This window comes from Azorhizobium doebereinerae UFLA1-100 (assembly GCF_000473085.1).
Classification (GTDB): Bacteria; Pseudomonadota; Alphaproteobacteria; order Rhizobiales; family Xanthobacteraceae; genus Azorhizobium; species Azorhizobium doebereinerae.
Map to the genome: position 1 here is coordinate 1 of NZ_AXBA01000045.1, position 17,923 is coordinate 17,923.

Here is a 17,923-nt window from a genome sequence, read left to right on the forward strand (position 1 = left end):
ATCGCCGGCGAGGCCCTGCAGCGCATCGCCGAGCTCTATCACGTCGAGGCTGCGATCCGGGGGCGGCGCCCGGATGAGCGTCAGGCCACGCGCCAGGAAAAGAGCAGGCCGATCATCGAGGCTCTCGAGCCATGGTTGCGGGCGAAGCTGGCGCTGATCAGCCAGAAGACCAAGCTCNCGGAGGCGATCCGCTACGCGCTCTCGCGCTGGGAGGGGCTGCCCCTCTTCCTCGACGACGGCCGCGTCGAGCTGGACAACAATATCGTGGAGCGCTCCATCCGCCCCCCGGCCCTCACCCGGAAGAATGCGCTCTTCGCCGGCTCCGACCGCGGCGCCGAGCACTGGGCCGTCATCGCCTCGCTGGTCGAGACCTGCAAGCTCAACGGAAGCGATCCCGAGGCCTACCTCGCGGACGTCATCACCCGCATCGTCAACGGCCACCCCAACAGCTGCATCGACGACCTTTTGCCATGGGCCTATCCCGCACAGCCCGTCCTCAGCAACGTGGCCTGAAGACGACGCTTACGGTTGAAGTGGATGCCCCGAGGGCGATCGAAAGGACAGAACGGTTGCGCCACTGACGTTTCGCCCGCAACTGTCCGCCCGCAACCTAAAGGTTCAGCTGGTAGCGCGTGTACCGGCGCTCGCCGGTTCGCGTCAGGGCGCCTTTCTCCACGAGGTCGTGCAGGTCGCGTGTGGCGGTGGGGCGTGAGGTGTCGGTGATCGCGAGGTAGTTCTCCGCGCTCAGGCCGCCCGTGAAGCCGCCCGGGCCCTCACGGAAGAGACGGCCGATCACCTTTTCCTGCCGTTCGTTCAACTTGTCGCGGAAGCGATCGAAAAAATGTGCCTTGGCGATCTGGAAGGCGACGCGGCCGAGCGTCGTCTGCTGGGCCGCGATGATCGTTTCCGCAAAAAAGACCAGCCAGCCCGTGACATCGAGCGTCCGCTGATGGACCTCGAGCTGATCGTAATAGGCCTTGCGATGCTGCTCGATGGTATGGGCGAGCGCGATCAGCGTCGGCTGGCCGATGTTCTGTGCGAGGGATTTTTCAGCGAGCGTTCGCCCGATGCGTCCATTGCCATCCTCGAAGGGATGGATGCTCTCGAAATAGAGATGTCCGATCCCGGCCCGGGCAAGTGCCGGCAAGGGCGCGTCCCCGTTCGGGGCCGAGCCATTGAACCAGGCGAGATAGGCGGCCATCTCGTCCCGAACCCGAGAAGATGGCGGCGCCTCGAAATGCACCGTGGGCCGATCCTGGCGGCCGGACACGATCTGCATCGCGTCTTCATGGCGACGATAGCCGCCGATCGTTTGCAGATGCCGACTATCGGCCATCAGCATGCGGTGCCAGCGGAACAGCGTATCGGCGTCGAGGGGATCCGCCCAGCTCCGGTAGAGATCGACCATCATCTCCGCGATGCCCCGCTCCTTCGGCTTCACGTTGCGATTGTCGGTGTCGAGGCCGAGCTGACGGCGCAGGGAGGATTGCACGCTGAGGCGATCCAGCGTCTCCCCTTCGATCGCGCTGGTCTTGACCGCCTCGTCGCTGAGGAGTTCGATCCGCAGCAGGTCCCGCTCGTCATCGCTGACATGCCGGACCGCGCCGATCACCTCGCCGGTGAGCAGCAGGAACCGCCGCTCCAGCGGTTCGAGGGCAACCGGATCATAGGCAAAATGCGGCCAGCCGTGCCGCGTCCAGTTCCACTCCATGAGCGATAGGGTCTCCGGCTATAGCTCACATAATAGCGGATACGTGATTGATAGATAGTCGTCCTATCGCTCATGGCAGAGCCGCGCGATCGCGCCACGCAGGTTGATCGAGCGACCCCATCCCCATTTCCTGCGCTGGCATGGGGAGCATTGCTTCAAGCCGTGAAGCGGAGGCTCCGTATGCCGCTTCCGATCACTGCACAGCAGTTCCGCCGTTTGCCTGTCATTGCACGCCACGCTGCGACGCGGATCGAATCCTGTTGAACCGGCCCAATATCGGGCTCTTTTAATCATCCCCACCCGGGATGAGATCGTCAGGACCCCGGCACGTCGGGGTTCGCATGGCGGCAGCACATCATCATCAAGGTTTTGCCCGCGGCGCGCGGATGCTGCGCACGGCGTTGGGTCCGGCGATCGCCCGGCACCTGGAAGACCCGTCCGTCGTCGAGGTGATGTTGAACCCGGACGGGCGGCTGTGGATCGACCGGCTTTCGGAGGGACTGTCCGACACGGGTGAGCGGCTCTCGCCCGCGGACGGCGAGCGCATCGTGCGGCTCGTCGCCCACCATGTCGGTGCCGAGGTACATGCCGGAGCTCCGCGTGTTTCAGCCGAGCTGCCAGAGACGGGAGAACGTTTCGAGGGCCTGCTGCCGCCGGTCGTGGCGGCACCGACATTTGCCATCCGCAAGCCCGCCGTCGCGGTCTTCACGCTCGAGGACTATGTCCGCGCCGGGATGATGTCCGGCGGACAGGCAGGCGCTTTGCGCCAAGCTGTCGCCTCGCGCGCCAACATCCTCGTGGCCGGCGGCACCTCGACGGGCAAGACCACGCTGACCAATGCGCTGCTCGCCGAGGTCGCGAAGACCTCCGATCGCGTCGTCCTCATTGAGGATACGCATGAGCTGCAATGCGCGGCGCCGAACCTCGTCGCCCTGCGCACCAAGGACGGCGTTGCCTCGCTCTCTGACCTCGTCCGTTCAGCGCTGCGGCTGCGGCCCGACCGTATACCCATCGGAGAGGTGCGGGGCGCGGAGGCGCTCGACCTGTTGAAGGCCTGGGGCACCGGCCATCCCGGCGGGATCGGTACCATCCATGCTGGCAGCGCCATCGGCGCGCTGCGCCGGATGGAGCAGCTCATCCAGGAAGCCGTGGTCACCGTCCCGCGCGCTCTGATCGCCGAGACCATCAATCTCGTGGCCGTGCTCTCCGGCCGCGGCTCCGCACGCCGGCTCACAGAACTCGCCCATGTCGAGGGCCTCGGCCCAGATGGCGACTACCGCATCACCCCTGCTTTCACCGGAGATCCCTCATGATCCGATCACTCCATCGCGCCCGTAGCGCCGCCCGGCTGGCCGTGTCTGCCACCTTCATCAGCCTGATGGCCACGGCCAGCGCTCATGCCTCCGGTTCCTCCATGCCATGGGAGGCGCCGCTGCAATCCATCCTCCAGTCTATCGAGGGGCCAGTCGCCAAGATCATCGCCGTCATCGTCATCATCTCGACCGGCCTCGCGCTGGCCTTCGGCGACACGTCGGGTGGCTTCCGGCGGCTGATCCAGATCGTGTTCGGCCTGTCGATCGCCTTTGCCGCCTCGAGCTTCTTCCTGTCGTTCTTCTCCTTCGGCGGCGGGGCGCTGGTGTGATGGGCGAGCCGATCGATATCCCCGGCTTCAGCGTACCGGTCCACCGGGCGCTGACCGAACCGATCCTGCTCGGTGGCGCGCCGCGTGCCATCGCCATCGTCAATGGCACGCTTGCCGGGGCCGTGGGTCTCGGCCTGCGTCTCTGGCTGGTCGGCCTCGCCATCGGGGTGATGGGCCATCTCGCTGCGGTGTGGGCCGCGAAGCGCGACCCGCTTTTCGTCGAGGTGGTGCGCCGGCATCTGCGCATCCCCGCGCACCTCTCGGTCTGAGCGGGCCGCGCCGATGATGAACCTCACTGAGTATCGCCGCCGCAACCGCCGCCTTGCCGACTTCCTGCCCTGGGCGGCACTGGTCGCGCCGGGCATCGTGCTGAACAAGGACGGTTCATTCCAGCGCACGGCGCGCTTTCGCGGCCCGGACCTGGACAGCGCCGTTCCCGCCGAGCTCGTCGCGGTCGCCGGGCGGCTGAACAACGCCTGCCGCCGCCTCGGCTCGGGTTGGGCGATCTTCGTGGAGGCGCAGCGCCATGCCGCCGCGACCTATCCGGTCAGCACCTTTCCCGACGCCGCCTCCGCTCTGGTCGATGCCGAGCGCCGGGCCGATTTCGAACAGGCCGGCAGCCATTTCGAGTCGAGCTACTTCCTGACCTTCACCTTCCTGCCGCCGGCCGAGGATGCCGCCCGCACCGAAGGTTGGCTCTATGAAGGGCGGGGCAAGGCGGGCTTTGATCCCCAAGAGACGCTGCGCGGCTTTGCCGACCGAACCGATCGGCTCCTCAACCTCATTGATGCCTTCATGCCGGAATGCCGCTGGCTCGATGACAGCGAGACGCTGACCCACCTGCATGGCTGCGTCTCGACGCATCGGCACCATGTTCGCGTGCCGGAGACGCCGATCTATCTCGACGCGCTGCTGGCCGATCAGCCACTCACCGGCGGGCTGGACCCGCGCCTTGGCGACAAGCATCTGCGGGTGCTGACCATCACCGGCTTTCCCACGGTGACGACGCCCGGCCTGCTCGATGAGCTCAACCGGCTGGCCTTTCCCTATCGCTGGTCGACCCGAGCAATCCTGCTCGACAAGACGGATGCCGTCCGGCTGCTCACCAGGATCCGCCGCCAGTGGTTCGCCAAGCGCAAATCCATCGCCGCCATCCTGAAGGAGGTCATGACCAACGAGGCCTCCGTCCTCGTGGACTCGGATGCGGCAAACAAGGCGGAAGATGCCGACTTCGCGCTGCAGGAGCTCGGCGCGGACCATGCCGGCATCGCCTATGTCACGGCGACGGTGACGGTGTGGGACGCCGATCCGCGCATCGCCGATGAGAAGCTACGACGGGTCGAGAAGGTCATCCAAGGCCGCGACTTTTCGGTGATGACCGAGACCATCAACGCCGTCGACGCCTGGCTCGGAAGCTTGCCCGGTCATGTCTATGGCAATGTCAGGCAACCGCCAATCTCGACGCTCAATCTCGCCCACATGATCCCGCTCTCGGCGGTGTGGGCCGGCGAGAGCCGCGATGCGCATTTTGATGGCCCGCCGCTGCTGTTCGGCAAGACTGAGGGCTCGACCCCGTTCCGGTTCTGCCTCCACGTCGGCGATGTCGGCCACACCCTCGTCGTCGGCCCCACCGGCGCGGGTAAGTCTGTTCTGCTGGCGCTGATGGCCTTGCAGTTCCGGCGCTACGCCGGTGCGCAGGTGTTTGCCTTTGATTTCGGTGGATCGATCCGCGCTGCGGCGCTCGCCATGGGCGGGGACTGGCACGATCTCGGCGGCGGTCTCAGCGAGGGGAGCGCGGAGAGCGTTTCGCTCCAGCCGCTGGCGCGCATTGATGAGGCCGCGGAACGCGCCTGGGCCGCCGACTGGCTCAATGCCATCCTCACCCGCGAAGGCGTCCCCATCACGCCGCAGGTGAAGGAGCACATCTGGACGGCGCTAACGTCGCTGGCATCCGCGCCGGTCGAGGAGCGCACCCTCACAGGCCTCTGCGTCCTCTTAGCGTCCAACGACCTGAAGCAGGCACTGCGTCCCTATTGCATAGGCGGCGCCTGGGGCCGGCTGCTCGACGCCGATACCGAGCATCTGGGCTCGGCCACCGTCCAGGCCTTCGAGACGGAAGGTCTGATCGGCACGGAGGCCGCGCCGGCGGTGCTCGCCTATCTGTTCCACCGGACCGAGGACCGGCTCGACGGATCACCGACGCTTATCATCATCGATGAAGGCTGGCTGGCGCTGGACGATGAGGGCTTCGCGGGCCAGCTGCGGGAATGGCTGAAGACGCTGCGCAAGAAGAACGCCTCCGTCATCTTCGCCACGCAGTCGTTCTCCGACATTGATGGCAGCGCCATTGCCCCGGCGATCATCGAGAGCTGCCCGACACGCCTTCTGCTCCCCAATGAGCGGGCCATCGAGCCGCAGATCGCCACCATCTATCGCCGCTTCGGGCTGAATGACCGGCAGATCGAGATCCTCGCGCGGGCGACCCCAAAGCGCGACTATTACTACCAGTCGCGCCGCGGCAACCGGCTGTTCGAGCTGGGCCTCAGCGAGGTCGCGCTGGCGCTGTGCGCGGCGTCCTCCAAGACCGACCAACAGGCCATCAGCAAGATCGTCGCGGATCATGAGCGCGAGGGCTTCCTGGATGCCTGGCTGCGTCATCGCGGCCTCGGTTGGGCCGCCGACCTCATCCCCAACCTCGCCAATCTGGAGACGCAGCCATGACGCTGTCCCGTCCGCGCGTATCCGCGTTCGCCGTCGCGCTGCTGACCGCGCCGCTCGGCCTGTGCCCCGTGCTGCCCCAGCCCGCACAGGCCCTCACGGTCTATGACCCGTGGAACTACGCGGAGAATATGATCTCGGCGGCGCGGGCGCTCGAGCAGATCAATAACCAGATCACCTCGCTGCAGAACGAAGCGCAGATGCTGATCAACCAGGCCCGCAATCTCGCCAGCCTCCCGCGCTCCTCGCTGCAGCAGATCCAGCAATCGGTCCAGCGCACCCAGCAGTTGCTCGGCCAAGCACAGAGCATCGCCTTCGATGTCGGTCAGATCGACCAGGCCTTCCAGCAGCGCTACGGCAACATCCCGCTCTCGGCCTCCGATGCCGATCTCGTCGCCGGTGCGCGTTCGCGCTGGCAGACCACGGTCGGGGGCCTGCAGGATGCGCTGCGGGTGCAGGCCGGCGTCGTCGGCAATGTCGACGCCAACAAGTCCGAGATGGCGACCCTCGTCGGCCAAAGCCAAGGCGCCACGGGCGCGCTACAGGCCACGCAGGCCGGCAACCAATTGCTCGCTTTGCAGTCGCAGCAGCTCTCTGACCTGATCGCGGTGATGTCCGCCAATGGGCGCGCCGCGGCGCTGTCCGAGGCGGAACGCGCAACCGCCGCCGAGCAGGGCCGCGAGCAGCGCCGGCGCTTCCTCACTCCCGGCGCCGGCTATCAGGCCGGCAATGCCCGCATGTTCAGCAACTGAAGGAGGCCGACATGGACGGAGCCATGCTGGCCCGGCGCGGCGCGGTGATCTTTGTGGCCATCGCCGGCACGGCGGCGGTCCTGGAGATGAGCCGGGAGAAGGCGCCGGAGCCTTCACCCATGCGGACGGTCGAGGTCGAGCGCGATCCTCTGCGAGACGAGCAGCGGCGGTGTCAGCAATTGGGAGAGGCGGCCGCGCAGGACGCGGCGTGCCTGAAGGTCTGGGCGCAGACGCGGGATCGGTTCCTCGGGCGTCCCGCATCGATTGAAGGGCGCTGAGATGGGCGGCACCGGCGTCATCGACAACTTCCTGGGGGTCTTTACCTCCTATATCGACAGCGGCTTCGGCCTGCTCGGCGGCGAGGTCGCCTTCATCGCCACCACGCTCATCGTCATCGATGTGACGCTGGCGGCGCTGTTCTGGTCGTGGGGCGCGGATAACGATGTCATCGCCCGGCTGGTCAAGAAGACCCTGTTCGTCGGCGTCTTCGCCTACATCATCGGCAACTGGAACAACCTCGCCCGCATCGTCTTCGAGAGCTTTGCCGGGCTGGGGCTGAAGGGCTCGGGAACGGCATTCTCCGTCAGCGATCTCATGCGTCCCGGCAACGTGGCGCAGACCGGGCTCGATGCCGGCCGGCCGCTACTCGAGGCCATCTCGGACCTGATGGGCTGGGTCGCCCTTTTCGAGAACTTCATCCAGATCGCCTGCCTGCTGTTTGCCTGGGCGCTGGTGCTGCTCTCCTTCTTCATCCTTGCCGTCCAGCTCTTCGTCACCCTAATCGAGTTCAAGCTAACGACGCTCGCCGGCTTCGTGCTGATCCCCTTTGGCCTGTTCGGCACGACCGCCTTCATGGCCGAGCGGGTGCTGGGGAATGTCGTGTCCTCCGGCATCAAGGTCATGGTACTCGCCGTGATCATCGGCATCGGCTCGACCCTGTTCGGCCAGTTCACCGCCGGCTTCGGGGGCCATACGCCGACCATCGACTACGCCATGGCCATCGTGCTCGCGGCGCTGTCCCTGCTCGGCCTAGGCATCTTCGGCCCCGGCATTGCGGCCGGCCTTGTCTCCGGTGGCCCGCAGCTAAGCGCCGGGGCCGCCGTCGGCACGGGCCTTGCCGCCGGTGGCGCGCTGCTGGCAGCGGGCGGTGCTGCCGGCCTCGCAATCCGCGGCGGCGGGGCCGCGCTCTCAGCGACGGCGGCTGCGGCGCGGGGTGGAGCGACAGCCTACAGCCTCGGTTCCGCCGGACCGTCCGGCATGGCGAGTGTCGCCTCGGGACTAGGTGACGTCGCGCGGGCCGCAGGCTCCGCCGCCGTGACCCCGCTCGCGAACGCCATCAACGGCACGGCCTCGGCTTCCTCGGCCGGTGACGTGCCCGACTGGGCCAAGCGCATGAAGCGCGGCCAGTCGCTTCGCCACGGCGTCTCCGCCGCCGCCCATGCTGTGCGTTCTGGCGACAGCCATGCCGGCGGCTCTTCCGTCTCCCTCAGCGAGAGCGCCCCCTCATGAGCCTCTTCAAGCGACCTGCGACCCATTACGGAACTTCGCCCAAGCCGGTCACGCCCTATCAGAAGGCGGCCCAGGTGTGGGACGAGCGCGTCGGCTCGGCCCGAGTGCAGGCCAAGAACTGGCGGCTGATAGCCTTTGGCAGCCTGTTCCTCTCGGCCGGCTTTGCCTCGGCGCTGATCTGGCAGTCAACAAAGGGCACGGTCGTGCCCTGGGTTGTCGAAGTCGATCGTCTCGGCCAGACGCAGGCCGTGGGACCGGCCACCGGAGACTATCGCCCGACCGATCCGCAGATTGCCTGGCATCTCGCCCGCTTCATCGAGCAGGTGCGCAGCCTACCCGCCGATCCCGTGATCGTCAGGCAGAACTGGCTCAGAGCCTATGAGTTCACCACCGATCGCGGCGCCGCCGCTCTGAACGACTATGCCCGCGCCAACGATCCCTTCACCCGGGTGGGCAAGCAGCAGATCTCCGTCGAGGTCTCCAGCGTGATCCGGGCCTCGCCGGATTCCTTCCGCGTTGCCTGGGTCGAGCGGCGCTACGAGAACGGCCAGCTCGCCGCCACCGAGCGCTGGAGCGCGATCCTAACCCTGGTGATCCAGTCGCCGCGCGATACTGAGCGCCTGCTCACTAATCCGCTCGGCATCTATGTCAACGCTATCAGCTGGTCGCGGGAGATGAGCCAGTGAACACGTCTTTCCGTAAACCCGCATCTTCGGCTTTCCGCCGATCCGCGTTTGCGGTCCTCCTGCTCTCCGCAAGCGCGCTGGGCGGCTGCGCATCGGCACCGAAGCCGCCGCAGATCAGCTATGACAGTGAGGTGCCGGCGCTGCCGACGGTGCCCGCCGTTGTCACGGATGAGCGTCCGCGCGCGCTCCACACGCCGCCCGCCTGGACGCCGGCCAAGGGCGGCACGGACGCCCAAACGCCCGTCGCCCGTGTGAAGAATGCCAATGCCGCAGCGCGGGTCGAGCCGCGCCGCGAGGGCTATTACAACGCCATCCAGATCTATCCCTGGAGCGAGGGTGCGCTCTATCAGGTCTATGCCGCGCCCGGCCAGATCACCAATATCGCGCTGGAGCCGGGCGAGAGCCTGACCGGCAGCGGCCCCATCGCGGCTGGCGACACCGCACGCTGGATCATCGGCCACACCGAGAGCGGCGACGGTGTGAACCGGCGCGTGCATGTGCTGGTGAAACCGACGCGGGCGGACATAACCACCAATCTCGTCATCACCACCGATCGGCGCAGCTACATGATCGAGCTGCGCGCCGGCGAGAAGCCCTACATGCCGGCTGTCGCCTGGGCCTATCCGCAGGTTCCGGGAGCACAGCGCGCCAGTGCCCCAGCGGCACCAATCATTCCGGCCTTCACGGCCCGAAACTATCGCTATGCGCTCACCGGCGACACGCCGCCCTGGCGGCCGATGGCCGTCTATGACGATGGGCGCAAGGTCTATGTCGAGTTCCCGCGCGGCATCGTTCAGGGCGAGATGCCGCCGCTCTTCGTCGTCGGCGCGGATGGCGATGCGCAGATCGTCAACAGCCGCATCCACCAGAACATCCTGATCGTCGACGGGCTGTTCGGTGCCGCCGAGCTGCGCCTCGGCGGCGGCGAGCGTCCGCAGAAGGTGCGGATCGAGCGCACGGACGGGAGGCCGGCATCATGAGCAGCCCCGACAATCATGACCTCGAGGCCGATCTTGCCGCTCCGACCACCGATCACGCCGCCGCCATGCGGCTGCGTCCCGAGCCGCCGCGCGTCACGCGTCTCTCGCGCAAGGTGCTAGCCAGCGCTGGGCTGGTCGTCAGCCTTGGCATTGGTGGCGCGTTGATCTATGCGCTGCAGGGTCGCGACAGAGGAACCGGCGGCGAGGAACTTTATTCCACCCAGAACCGCTCCACCGCCGATGGCCTTGCCGGCCTGCCGCGGGATTACACCGGGCCGATCCTGGGTCCGCCGCTGCCCGGCGATCTCGGCCGGCCGATCCTTGATGCACAGAACCGCGGCCAGCCCGTCGTGCCGCCGACAATGACAGCGCCACAGGTCGATCCTGAGCAGCAGCGGCGTCTCGCCGAACAGGAAGCCGCGCGGACCAGTCGCGTGTTCTTCCAGGCTGCGCAGGCTCGCGCGCCGGCGCCTTCAGCATCCGCAGCTTCCGGCTTCAGCGGGCTTGGCGCCGTCGGGCCGGGCGGCACGCCTTCAGCCCAGGATCGCCAGCTTGCCTTCCTCAATGCCGCTGTCGATCGACGCGTCGTGGCTTCCGATCGCGTCATGGCGCCGGCGTCGCCTTATGTGCTGCAGGCGGGCGCCGTCATCCCGGCCGCGCTGATCACCGGCATCCGCTCTGACTTGCCCGGCCAGATCACTGCGCAGGTGACCGAGAACGTCTATGACAGCCCGACCGGCCGCATTCTGATCATCGCGCAGGGGACGCGGCTGCTCGGCCAATACGACAATGGCATCGGCTTCGGACAGCGTCGCATCCTGCTGGTCTGGAACCGCCTGATCTTCCCCAATGGCCGCTCCATCGTGCTGGAGCGCCAGCCCGGCACGGATGCGCAGGGCTATGCCGGCCTCGAGGACGGCGTCGACATGCACTGGTGGGATCTCGCCAAGGCGGTCGGGCTTTCGACGCTACTCTCCGTCAGCGCCGAGCTCGCCATGGATGATCAGGATGCATTGATCCAGGCCCTGCAGAGCGGGGCGCGGGACACCATCAATAATGCTGGCCAGGAGATCATCCGGCGGCAGTTGAACGTCGCGCCGACACTGACCATCCGCCCCGGCTTCCCGGTGCGGGTCATGGTCACGCGCGACCTCGTGCTCGAACCCTACAGGTATTGACCATGGCGAAGCTGAAACTCGGACCCATCCCCAACGACAAGCCGGTGAAGGTGGTGCTCTCGCTACCAGGCGCGCTGCACCGCGATCTTGTTGCCTATGCCGAGGTGCTCGCGCGAGAAACCGGCCAGCCGGTCAAGGATCCCGTGAAGCTCATCGCGCCCATGCTGGAACGCTTCATCGCCACCGATCGCGAATTCGCCAGGGCGCGCCGTGCGGTTGGCGGTGCTGCGAACATCAGCGCATCGTAGTCCGCTACTGGGCCATCGTCCGTGTGAGGCTGAGCGAGGTGCGTACCGCTGGGTTGTCGTTGCGAGGCGAGTAGGTCACCGTGAACGGGATTACCTCACCGACTGACATGCTCCCCAACGCTGGACAGGCCTGCAGGCCTTCTTCCAGGGGGAATTCACTTGCTTCACGACGGCGGGCTGGCTGCGCCGCCGGGTTCTGCGACATGTAGACGAGGTTGAGATGGGAAAGGCGCAAGCTCCCAATAACTTTTGTGCATAGACCTAACCGCGATCGACATTGGATCGAAATTCGGCCGGTATGTATTGGTTGAAAATGTCGGGCATGAGCAAGACTAAGCTGCTTTGCGCGACGATTTCGTCGATGCCGTTCCTGAGGAAGTCGACAAGCAGAGAGCCATCCCCTCTGTTATTCGCTGCACGCAAAGAGAGTCAATTTTATGCTTACAATTAGCAACGTCCGCGTTTTCAACATCCGCAGCGGACCTCAGCGCCCTGTCATCGTGGAGTTGTCGACGCGCGATGGCATCGTCGGCTACGGCGAGGCCGCCGTCGCCTATGGCATTGGCGCGGACGCTGCGGCGGGCATGCTGGCGGACATGGCACCGTCTATCGTGGGGGTCGATGCGCGATATCCGCGTAACGTCTGGCATGAGATCTATGACAACTCCTTCTGGACGAAGGGCGGTGGGGCCGTTGTCTTCGCCGCGCTTAGCGCGATTGACCTGGCCTTGTGGGACATCAAGGCTAAGGCCCTGGGTGTCCCGGTTCACGAACTCTTTGGCGCCCGGTTCACCAGCACGATTGAGGTCTACGCCAACGGCTGGAGCACTCGGCACGACGATGTGGTCGGCTGGGCCAGTTCGGCCGAGCGCCCCATCTCCGAGGGCTATCGGATGCTGAAATGCTATCCGCTTGCCAGCTACGAGAAGGGGCGGACCCTGAGGCATGTACAGCGTCGCCAGTTGGATGACGGCGCCTTCAAGCGGGCCGTCGACCGCGTGAGGACGCTGCGCAAGGTGGTGGGGCCGGACATCGGTTTGATGTTCGATCTGTCCGGAGGGCTCAACAACGACCAGTTGCTCCGCTTCATGGACGTCTGTGCCGAACTCGATCTGATCTGGGTCGAAGAACCGCTCGATGCTTTTAATTTCCAAGGACTGCGCCATCTCGCCGGCCGATGGTCCATTCCCATTGCGGCGGGCGAGCGGATCTATACCCGCGGCGGCTTCCGCAACCTGCTGGAGACCGGCGGCGTGGATATTGCGATGCCGGATGTCGGAAATTGCGGCGGCATCTTCGAGTTCGTGCAGATTGCCGCAATGGCGGAAGCCCACAATGTGCGCGTCTCTGCGCACAATTGTGCCAGTTCCCTTTGCACCGCCGCTTCCATTCAGGCCATAGCGGCGTCCGCCATGGCGATGCCGCTCGAAACATATCCGTATTATTCGGAAGCGAATGACTACGTCCAGGTGCTGAAAAATCCCCCTGACAAGACAGTGGTGGATGGCAGGCTGGCGGTGCCGACGGCGCCGGGGCTCGGCGCGGACGTCGATGTCGATGCCATCGCGCCGTTCCGCTGCTTCGACTATCGCGAGGCTGCGGCCTGAAGCGGGGCCGGCACGGATCGCCTGCGTTCAGAGGCATGCGTGCCGCCCGCGACGTGTCGCTCGATTGAGATCGGATCGCGCCGGTCTCTCCTCGCCGATTGGCAGAAAGCCATGCCGTCATGGTCATCACAGCTTCCGATGCCTGGATTCGCGCGCCGCGGATCTATGTCGAAAATGCCCGCGGACGCGATCCGGCCTACGAGGTCACTGCGGAAGCCGTGCTTGGCAGTCTTCGCTCCTTGTGCGCACCGGCGGAGTTGACCTGCCGCTTTTCCGATGAGCGCGATCTGCCCGCCTTTCGACGCGCTGACATTCTCATTGCCGGCAGGCTCGACACGGCGCTCATCGCGTCCGAGGCGCGCGAGCTGAAACTCATCCAGTGCACCAGCGCTGGCGTGGAGGCTTATGCGCCCTTCGACTGGCTGCCGCCGACGCTGACGCTAACCAACGCGAGCGGTGTCCACGCGGCCAAGGTCGGTGAATTCGGGCTCATGGCATGCTTGATGCTGCATGAGGGCGTGCCGGAGATCGCCTCAAGTCAGCGGCGCCATGCGTGGAACCGGCGCCTGCGCGGCGTGGCCGCCGGACGACGCGTGCTGATCCATGGCGTCGGCGCGCTGGGCGGCGCCGTCGCCGAGCGGCTGCATGGCGCGGGCTTCCGCGTCACAGGGGTTCGCCGCAGCGGGAAGCCGCACGCCGCAATCGAGCGGATGACGACGCCGGCCCAGTTTCACGACGAGCTGCCGCTGGCGGACATCATCGTTCTCGCCTGTCCGCTGACACCGGAGACGCGCGGCCTCGTGGGCGCCCGCGAACTTGCGGCGCTACCGAAGGGCTCGGGCCTCCTCAACATCGCCCGCGCGGGCGTCATCGACCATGCGGCGCTCACGTCGTCGCTCGACAGCGGCCATTTGTCCGGCGCCATCCTCGATGTGTTCGAACAGGAGCCCTTGCCTGCGGGCTCTCCCCTGTGGGACGTGCCAAATCTGATGGTCTTTCCGCATGTGTCCGCGGACGCTCCCGACGGATACGTCGATCGCTGCCTTGCGATCCTCGCCGACAACCTCGCGCGGGCGAAGGCGGGACAGCCCCTGCACAACACCGTGGACCCGCAGCTCGGCTACTGACCTCACGCGAGCGGATTGCGGATCCACGGGCCCGGCTCCGTCAATTGCCCGAAGGCGGCCTCGCCTTCGGCGCTGACGAAGACGCCGAAACGCTGGATGATCTCCCGGAGAAATGGCACCGCCCGCTTGTGCGCGATCGACCGGAACATCTCCACGGCCCCCGTAACCGGGCGGTCCGGCGCATAGATCATCAGCGTCCTGAAAGTGATCCGCGGCAGGAACGGGCGGACGACGACGCTGTCGGTGGCGACCGCGTCGAGACAATAAGGATTGATCAACCCGACACCCAGCCCCTGCTGAACGAACTGGCAGATGGTCAGGGCAAAATGGGTTTCCGCCACCACGTTGCGCGCGATGCGCTGATGGTCGAACAGCTTGTCGATGCGATGCCGGGCACGATCGGCATGGGACAGCGATATGAAGGGTTGATCGACCAGATCCGCCGGCGTTATGACCGCCTTGCCGGCGAGCTCATGGCCCCGCGGCAGCGCGCAGACGGCCGGCGGCATGGCGAACTGCTCTGCGAACACGCCGGAGATATCAATTTCCTCCGCGGCAAAGCCCACGTCGATCTGCCCGGCGGCGACCAGATCGCGCACGAAGTCCGAGCTGGCGACCTCAAGGTTGATCGTCGTCCGAGAGTAGGCTTCATGGAAGCTCCCGACGACATGCGGCACGAATGAAAAGCCCAGCACCGGCAGCGCCGCGACCTTCAGCGTCTCGGCCCGATAGTTGCGGATGTCGTCGGCGATTGTGCCGAGGCGGCTGAACGACTGAAAGGCGCGACTGACCTCCGCGTGGAACAGCAGCCCCTCGCGCGTCGGGATGAGGCGCCCGCCGCTGCGCTCGAACAGCTTCAGCCGGGTCGAATGTTCCAATTGCTTGATGAGGCGGCTGATCGCCGGCTGCGAGACACCGAGCATGTCGGCGGCCCGGGTGGTTGCTCCCATGATCATGACAGCATGGAAGGCTTCAAGCTGGCGGTGGTTGATCATGCCTATACCAAAATTGAATAGCGTATGCCGTTTACGCTATTTGTAAGCGCCTGGCTATCGCGCCTAGTCTAGCGAAAGCAACGTGACATCCGGCGTTCTCATATGCCGCCGGATCGCATCGGACCCGCAAGAAGGTATGCCGATCACCACGGACGAGACTCGGCGCCCGCACAGAGTGGCGCCCGTCAGCCGGGATCCGCAGCATGCAGCGAACCAGAGAGGCGATGATGAGCCCGCTTGGCGTTCCCACCATATTGAGCCGCAGATCATTTCTCGCAGCCGCCGGAGCCGCCGCGACGCTGACGACGGTGGGCATTCCGGCCGGTCCCGCCTATGCCCAGCGCGCCGGCGTCCTGCGCTTCGGGCTCTCGTCCTTCCCGCCGAACCTCGCCCCATTCGAATATACCGGAACCGCGTCCCTGACGGTCAAATTGGCGCTCTACCGCTCGCTGATGTCCTACGGGCAGGACGGCTCCGTGAAGCCGGAGATCGCCGCCTCGATCGAGCACCCCGATCCGCTCACCTACACGTTCCGGATCAGGGACAACGCCGTCTTCCACGACGGGTCGCCGGTGGAGGGGGAAGACGTCAAATTCTCCTACGAACTCATCACGGCCGCCAATTCGAAGGCCTATCTGCGCGCCGACATGCAGGTCATCGACAGGATCGAGGTGGTCGATCCGAAGACCGTGCGGATCACATTGAAGGAGCCCACGGTCACCTTCATCCAGGTTCTGGCCAGCGGCTACGCGCCGATCGTCTCCCGCGCCTCCAAGGCGCCGGACTATATCGGCGCCGGGCCCTTCGTCCTGGAGAAGGCGGAGCGCGGCAGCACGATCACGGTCAGGGCCTTCCCGAATTTTTACAATGCGGGCTATCCCAAGGTCGGCGGCATCCAGTTTGTGGCCATTCCCGACGAGAGCCTGCGCATCGCAGCCCTGGAGTCCGGCGATATCGACCTGATCGAGTACGTCTCCACCCAGCAGATGGCGCGCATCGAGGACGGCCCCTCCACCCACATCGCCTCCGTCGACGGGCCGTTCATGTACCTCATGTTCAACACCGTCAACGGGCCATTCAGGGACCCCCGGCTGCGGCAGGCGGTGAATTATGCTGTCGATCGCAACGGGCTGAACAAGTTCGCCTTTTCCGGCATGGGCTCGCCCATCGATGGCTTGCCGGTGCCGTCGAGCCCGGCCTATGATCCCGCCTTGGTGAAGGAGCGCTTCAGTTTCGACATCGCCAAGGCCAAGGCCCTGATGAAACAGGCGGGCGTAGGCAGCCTCACCATCGAGTTGCTGTCCACCGCGCAATATGCCCAGCACAATGACACCGCGCTCGTGGTGCAGCAGAACCTCGCCGCGGTGGGCATAAATGCCAACCTACGCCTCCCCGACTGGGCCTCGCGGGTCGCACTCGGCAATGAGGGCAAATACCACATCGGCGTCAACGGCACGGCCGGCGCCTACAACGACCCCGACGCCGTGTCCACCTATCTGGACGGGCGGCAGGCGCCCTCCTACACGCGCGCCTTCGGCTACGACAACAAGGACATGGATGCGCTCCTGGCACGCGGGCGCGCGGAAAGCGAGAACGCAAGGCGGGCCGAGATCTATGCCGGCGTCGAGCGCATCCTGATCAACGAGGTTCCCATCCTGCCGCTGCTGTGGCGTCCGCAGGCCTACGGGCTGCGCGACCGGGTGAAGAATTTTGCGCCGCTGCCCGGCTTCCTGTCGTTTCAGAGCGCACTCCGTCTCGAACAAGCGGAATTGAGCTGACAGGCCGGTAGAGCATTCACAGAGACCAGACTTCGATGCATTATTTAGCCCGCAGAACGGCGGTGGCAGCAGTGACGCTGCTGACCGTTGCGACGCTTATCTTTCTTCTGCTGCACCTGGTGCCTGGTGACCCCGCCGAGGTCCTGCTGAGCAGCGGCGGCATGGCTCCGAGCCACGAGAGCGTCCAGGCGCTTCGGCTCGAACTCGGCCTCGATCGCCCCCTCGGGGCGCAATACGCCTCCTACCTGGGGCGGATCCTACAGGGCAACCTCGGGACCTCCTTCCAGGACCACGCCTCGATCAGCGCCGAGATCGCGCAGCGGCTGCCCCGCACCCTGGAGCTGATCCTGGCTTCAACAGCCCTGTCGCTTCTGGTCGGCGTGCCGGCCGGCCTGCTGGCGGCCCTGCGGCGGGGCGGCTTCTGGGACGGGCTCTTTGCCTCGCTGGCGAGCCTCGGGCTCTCGATGCCGGCCTTCGTCACCGGCACGCTGCTCATTCTCCTCTTCTCGCAGACCCTGAAGCTGGTGCCGGCCGGCGGCTATGTCGGCTTCTGGGAAAGCCCCGGCCAGCACCTGATCTATCTCCTGATGCCCGCCGTCAGCATCGCCGTCGGCCTCATTCCGGTGGTGTTCCGCATGGTGCGGACCTCCGTCCTCGAATTTCTCGAGCGCGAATGGGTGCGCACGGCACGGGCCAAGGGGCTGGGAGAGCGCCGGGTGCTCACGCTCCACGTCCTGCGCAACGCGCTCTCCCCCGTAGTCACCGTGATCGGCCTGCATCTCGGCACGCTGCTCGGCGGCACCGTCCTCGTGGAATATGTCTTCAACTGGCCCGGGCTCAGCGGCATGCTCGTCCAAGCGGTCGAGCAGCGCGACTATCCCGCCGTCCAAGGCATTGTCCTCGTCATCTGCATTCTTTTCGTGTTGATCAATCTGGGCGTGGACGTGATCTACGGCCTGCTCGATCCGCGCGTGCGAACCCGTTGAAAGCGC

General features: G+C 66.0%; 18 protein-coding genes. 16 read left to right on the plus strand and 2 right to left on the minus strand.

The annotated features are described in order from the left end of the window. Positions 1-513 (plus strand): IS66 family transposase (locus YU1_RS0123215; protein WP_029006116.1); only part of this gene is annotated, 513 nt, incomplete at its 5' end. Positions 514-610: 97 nt separating this feature from the next. On the opposite strand, the gene YU1_RS0123220 is transcribed toward YU1_RS0123215, so the two are convergent. Further along, positions 611-1,711, minus strand: coding sequence for a Fic family protein (locus tag YU1_RS0123220; protein ID WP_029006117.1), 1,101 nt, complete (start codon positions 1,709-1,711; stop codon positions 611-613). 341 nt (positions 1,712-2,052) lie between these two features. On the opposite strand from YU1_RS0123220, the gene trbB reads away from it, so the two are divergent. From trbB to YU1_RS0123285, 13 genes are all read left to right on the plus strand, one after another. Beyond that, positions 2,053-3,024, plus strand: a complete 972-nt coding sequence (trbB, locus tag YU1_RS0123225; RefSeq protein ID WP_029006118.1) for a P-type conjugative transfer ATPase TrbB — start codon at positions 2,053-2,055, stop codon at positions 3,022-3,024. Beyond that, positions 3,021-3,353, plus strand: a complete 333-nt coding sequence (locus tag YU1_RS0123230) for a TrbC/VirB2 family type IV secretion system protein (RefSeq protein ID WP_029006119.1) — start codon at positions 3,021-3,023, stop codon at positions 3,351-3,353. Before trbB ends, YU1_RS0123230 begins: the two co-directional genes overlap by 4 nt. Further along, positions 3,353-3,622 (plus strand): VirB3 family type IV secretion system protein, encoded by a 270-nt coding sequence (locus YU1_RS0123235; RefSeq protein ID WP_029006120.1) that lies wholly within the window; start codon positions 3,353-3,355, stop codon positions 3,620-3,622. The genes YU1_RS0123230 and YU1_RS0123235 overlap by 1 nt, the downstream gene beginning before the upstream one ends. Positions 3,623-3,635: 13 nt before the next feature. Beyond that, positions 3,636-6,074 carry a conjugal transfer protein TrbE gene (gene trbE, locus YU1_RS0123240; protein WP_029006121.1) on the plus strand — a complete coding sequence of 813 codons (2,439 nt, stop codon included), beginning with the start codon at positions 3,636-3,638 and terminating at the stop codon, positions 6,072-6,074. Beyond that, positions 6,071-6,823 (plus strand): P-type conjugative transfer protein TrbJ, encoded by a 753-nt coding sequence (gene trbJ / locus YU1_RS0123245; protein WP_029006122.1) that lies wholly within the window; start codon positions 6,071-6,073, stop codon positions 6,821-6,823. Before trbE ends, trbJ begins: the two co-directional genes overlap by 4 nt. Positions 6,824-6,834: 11 nt before the next feature. Beyond that, entirely contained in the window at positions 6,835-7,101 is a 267-nt protein-coding gene (gene trbK-alt, locus YU1_RS0123250; protein WP_029006123.1) for a putative entry exclusion protein TrbK-alt, read from the plus strand. Position 7,102: 1 nt separating this feature from the next. Further along, positions 7,103-8,332 carry a P-type conjugative transfer protein TrbL gene (gene trbL / locus YU1_RS0123255; protein ID WP_029006124.1) on the plus strand — a complete coding sequence of 410 codons (1,230 nt, stop codon included), beginning with the start codon at positions 7,103-7,105 and terminating at the stop codon, positions 8,330-8,332. Next, a complete protein-coding gene (gene trbF, locus YU1_RS0123260; protein WP_029006125.1) occupies positions 8,329-9,018 on the plus strand; it encodes a conjugal transfer protein TrbF in 690 nt (229 codons plus the stop codon). Before trbL ends, trbF begins: the two co-directional genes overlap by 4 nt. After that, positions 9,015-9,998, plus strand: a complete 984-nt coding sequence (gene trbG, locus YU1_RS0123265; protein ID WP_029006126.1) for a P-type conjugative transfer protein TrbG — start codon at positions 9,015-9,017, stop codon at positions 9,996-9,998. Before trbF ends, trbG begins: the two co-directional genes overlap by 4 nt. Beyond that, positions 9,995-11,176 carry a TraB/TrbI/VirB10 family type IV secretion system protein gene (locus tag YU1_RS0123270; RefSeq protein ID WP_029006127.1) on the plus strand — a complete coding sequence of 394 codons (1,182 nt, stop codon included), beginning with the start codon at positions 9,995-9,997 and terminating at the stop codon, positions 11,174-11,176. The genes trbG and YU1_RS0123270 overlap by 4 nt, the downstream gene beginning before the upstream one ends. 2 nt (positions 11,177-11,178) lie before the next feature. Next, positions 11,179-11,424 (plus strand): DUF2274 domain-containing protein, encoded by a 246-nt coding sequence (locus YU1_RS0123275; RefSeq protein ID WP_029006128.1) that lies wholly within the window; start codon positions 11,179-11,181, stop codon positions 11,422-11,424. Between the two features lie 437 nt (positions 11,425-11,861). Next, complete coding sequence (locus YU1_RS0123280) at positions 11,862-13,031, plus strand: mandelate racemase/muconate lactonizing enzyme family protein (RefSeq protein ID WP_029006129.1); 1,170 nt, start codon at positions 11,862-11,864, stop codon at positions 13,029-13,031. A 119-nt stretch (positions 13,032-13,150) separates the two neighbouring features. Beyond that, a complete protein-coding gene (locus YU1_RS0123285; protein ID WP_051357259.1) occupies positions 13,151-14,158 on the plus strand; it encodes a D-2-hydroxyacid dehydrogenase in 1,008 nt (335 codons plus the stop codon). Positions 14,159-14,160: 2 nt separating this feature from the next. On the opposite strand, the gene YU1_RS30900 is transcribed toward YU1_RS0123285, so the two are convergent. Then, positions 14,161-15,153: a LysR substrate-binding domain-containing protein gene (locus YU1_RS30900; protein WP_051357262.1), complete on the minus strand. Its 993-nt coding sequence runs from the start codon at positions 15,151-15,153 to the stop codon at positions 14,161-14,163. 203 nt (positions 15,154-15,356) lie between these two features. On the opposite strand from YU1_RS30900, the gene YU1_RS0123295 reads away from it, so the two are divergent. Beyond that, the gene (locus YU1_RS0123295) at positions 15,357-16,931 is read left to right on the plus strand and encodes an ABC transporter substrate-binding protein (RefSeq protein ID WP_084540075.1); all 1,575 of its coding nucleotides are present in this window, start codon (positions 15,357-15,359) and stop codon (positions 16,929-16,931) included. A gap of 35 nt (positions 16,932-16,966) precedes the next feature. Then, positions 16,967-17,917, plus strand: coding sequence for an ABC transporter permease (locus YU1_RS0123300; protein ID WP_029006132.1), 951 nt, complete (start codon positions 16,967-16,969; stop codon positions 17,915-17,917). Positions 17,918-17,923: the final 6 nt, after the last annotated feature.

Coding starts and splice junctions, on each gene's coding strand:
- YU1_RS0123220 (WP_029006117.1), bottom strand. CDS start 1,711: ATGGAGTGGAACTGGACGCGGCACGGCTGGCCGCATTTTGCCTATGAT.
- trbB (WP_029006118.1), top strand. CDS start 2,053: ATGGCGGCAGCACATCATCATCAAGGTTTTGCCCGCGGCGCGCGGATG.
- YU1_RS0123230 (WP_029006119.1), top strand. CDS start 3,021: ATGATCCGATCACTCCATCGCGCCCGTAGCGCCGCCCGGCTGGCCGTG.
- YU1_RS0123235 (WP_029006120.1), top strand. CDS start 3,353: ATGGGCGAGCCGATCGATATCCCCGGCTTCAGCGTACCGGTCCACCGG.
- trbE (WP_029006121.1), top strand. CDS start 3,636: ATGATGAACCTCACTGAGTATCGCCGCCGCAACCGCCGCCTTGCCGAC.
- trbJ (WP_029006122.1), top strand. CDS start 6,071: ATGACGCTGTCCCGTCCGCGCGTATCCGCGTTCGCCGTCGCGCTGCTG.
- trbK-alt (WP_029006123.1), top strand. CDS start 6,835: ATGGACGGAGCCATGCTGGCCCGGCGCGGCGCGGTGATCTTTGTGGCC.
- trbL (WP_029006124.1), top strand. CDS start 7,103: ATGGGCGGCACCGGCGTCATCGACAACTTCCTGGGGGTCTTTACCTCC.
- trbF (WP_029006125.1), top strand. CDS start 8,329: ATGAGCCTCTTCAAGCGACCTGCGACCCATTACGGAACTTCGCCCAAG.
- YU1_RS0123270 (WP_029006127.1), top strand. CDS start 9,995: ATGAGCAGCCCCGACAATCATGACCTCGAGGCCGATCTTGCCGCTCCG.
- YU1_RS0123275 (WP_029006128.1), top strand. CDS start 11,179: ATGGCGAAGCTGAAACTCGGACCCATCCCCAACGACAAGCCGGTGAAG.
- YU1_RS0123280 (WP_029006129.1), top strand. CDS start 11,862: ATGCTTACAATTAGCAACGTCCGCGTTTTCAACATCCGCAGCGGACCT.
- YU1_RS0123285 (WP_051357259.1), top strand. CDS start 13,151: ATGGTCATCACAGCTTCCGATGCCTGGATTCGCGCGCCGCGGATCTAT.
- YU1_RS30900 (WP_051357262.1), bottom strand. CDS start 15,153: ATGATCAACCACCGCCAGCTTGAAGCCTTCCATGCTGTCATGATCATG.
- YU1_RS0123295 (WP_084540075.1), top strand. CDS start 15,357: ATGCAGCGAACCAGAGAGGCGATGATGAGCCCGCTTGGCGTTCCCACC.
- YU1_RS0123300 (WP_029006132.1), top strand. CDS start 16,967: ATGCATTATTTAGCCCGCAGAACGGCGGTGGCAGCAGTGACGCTGCTG.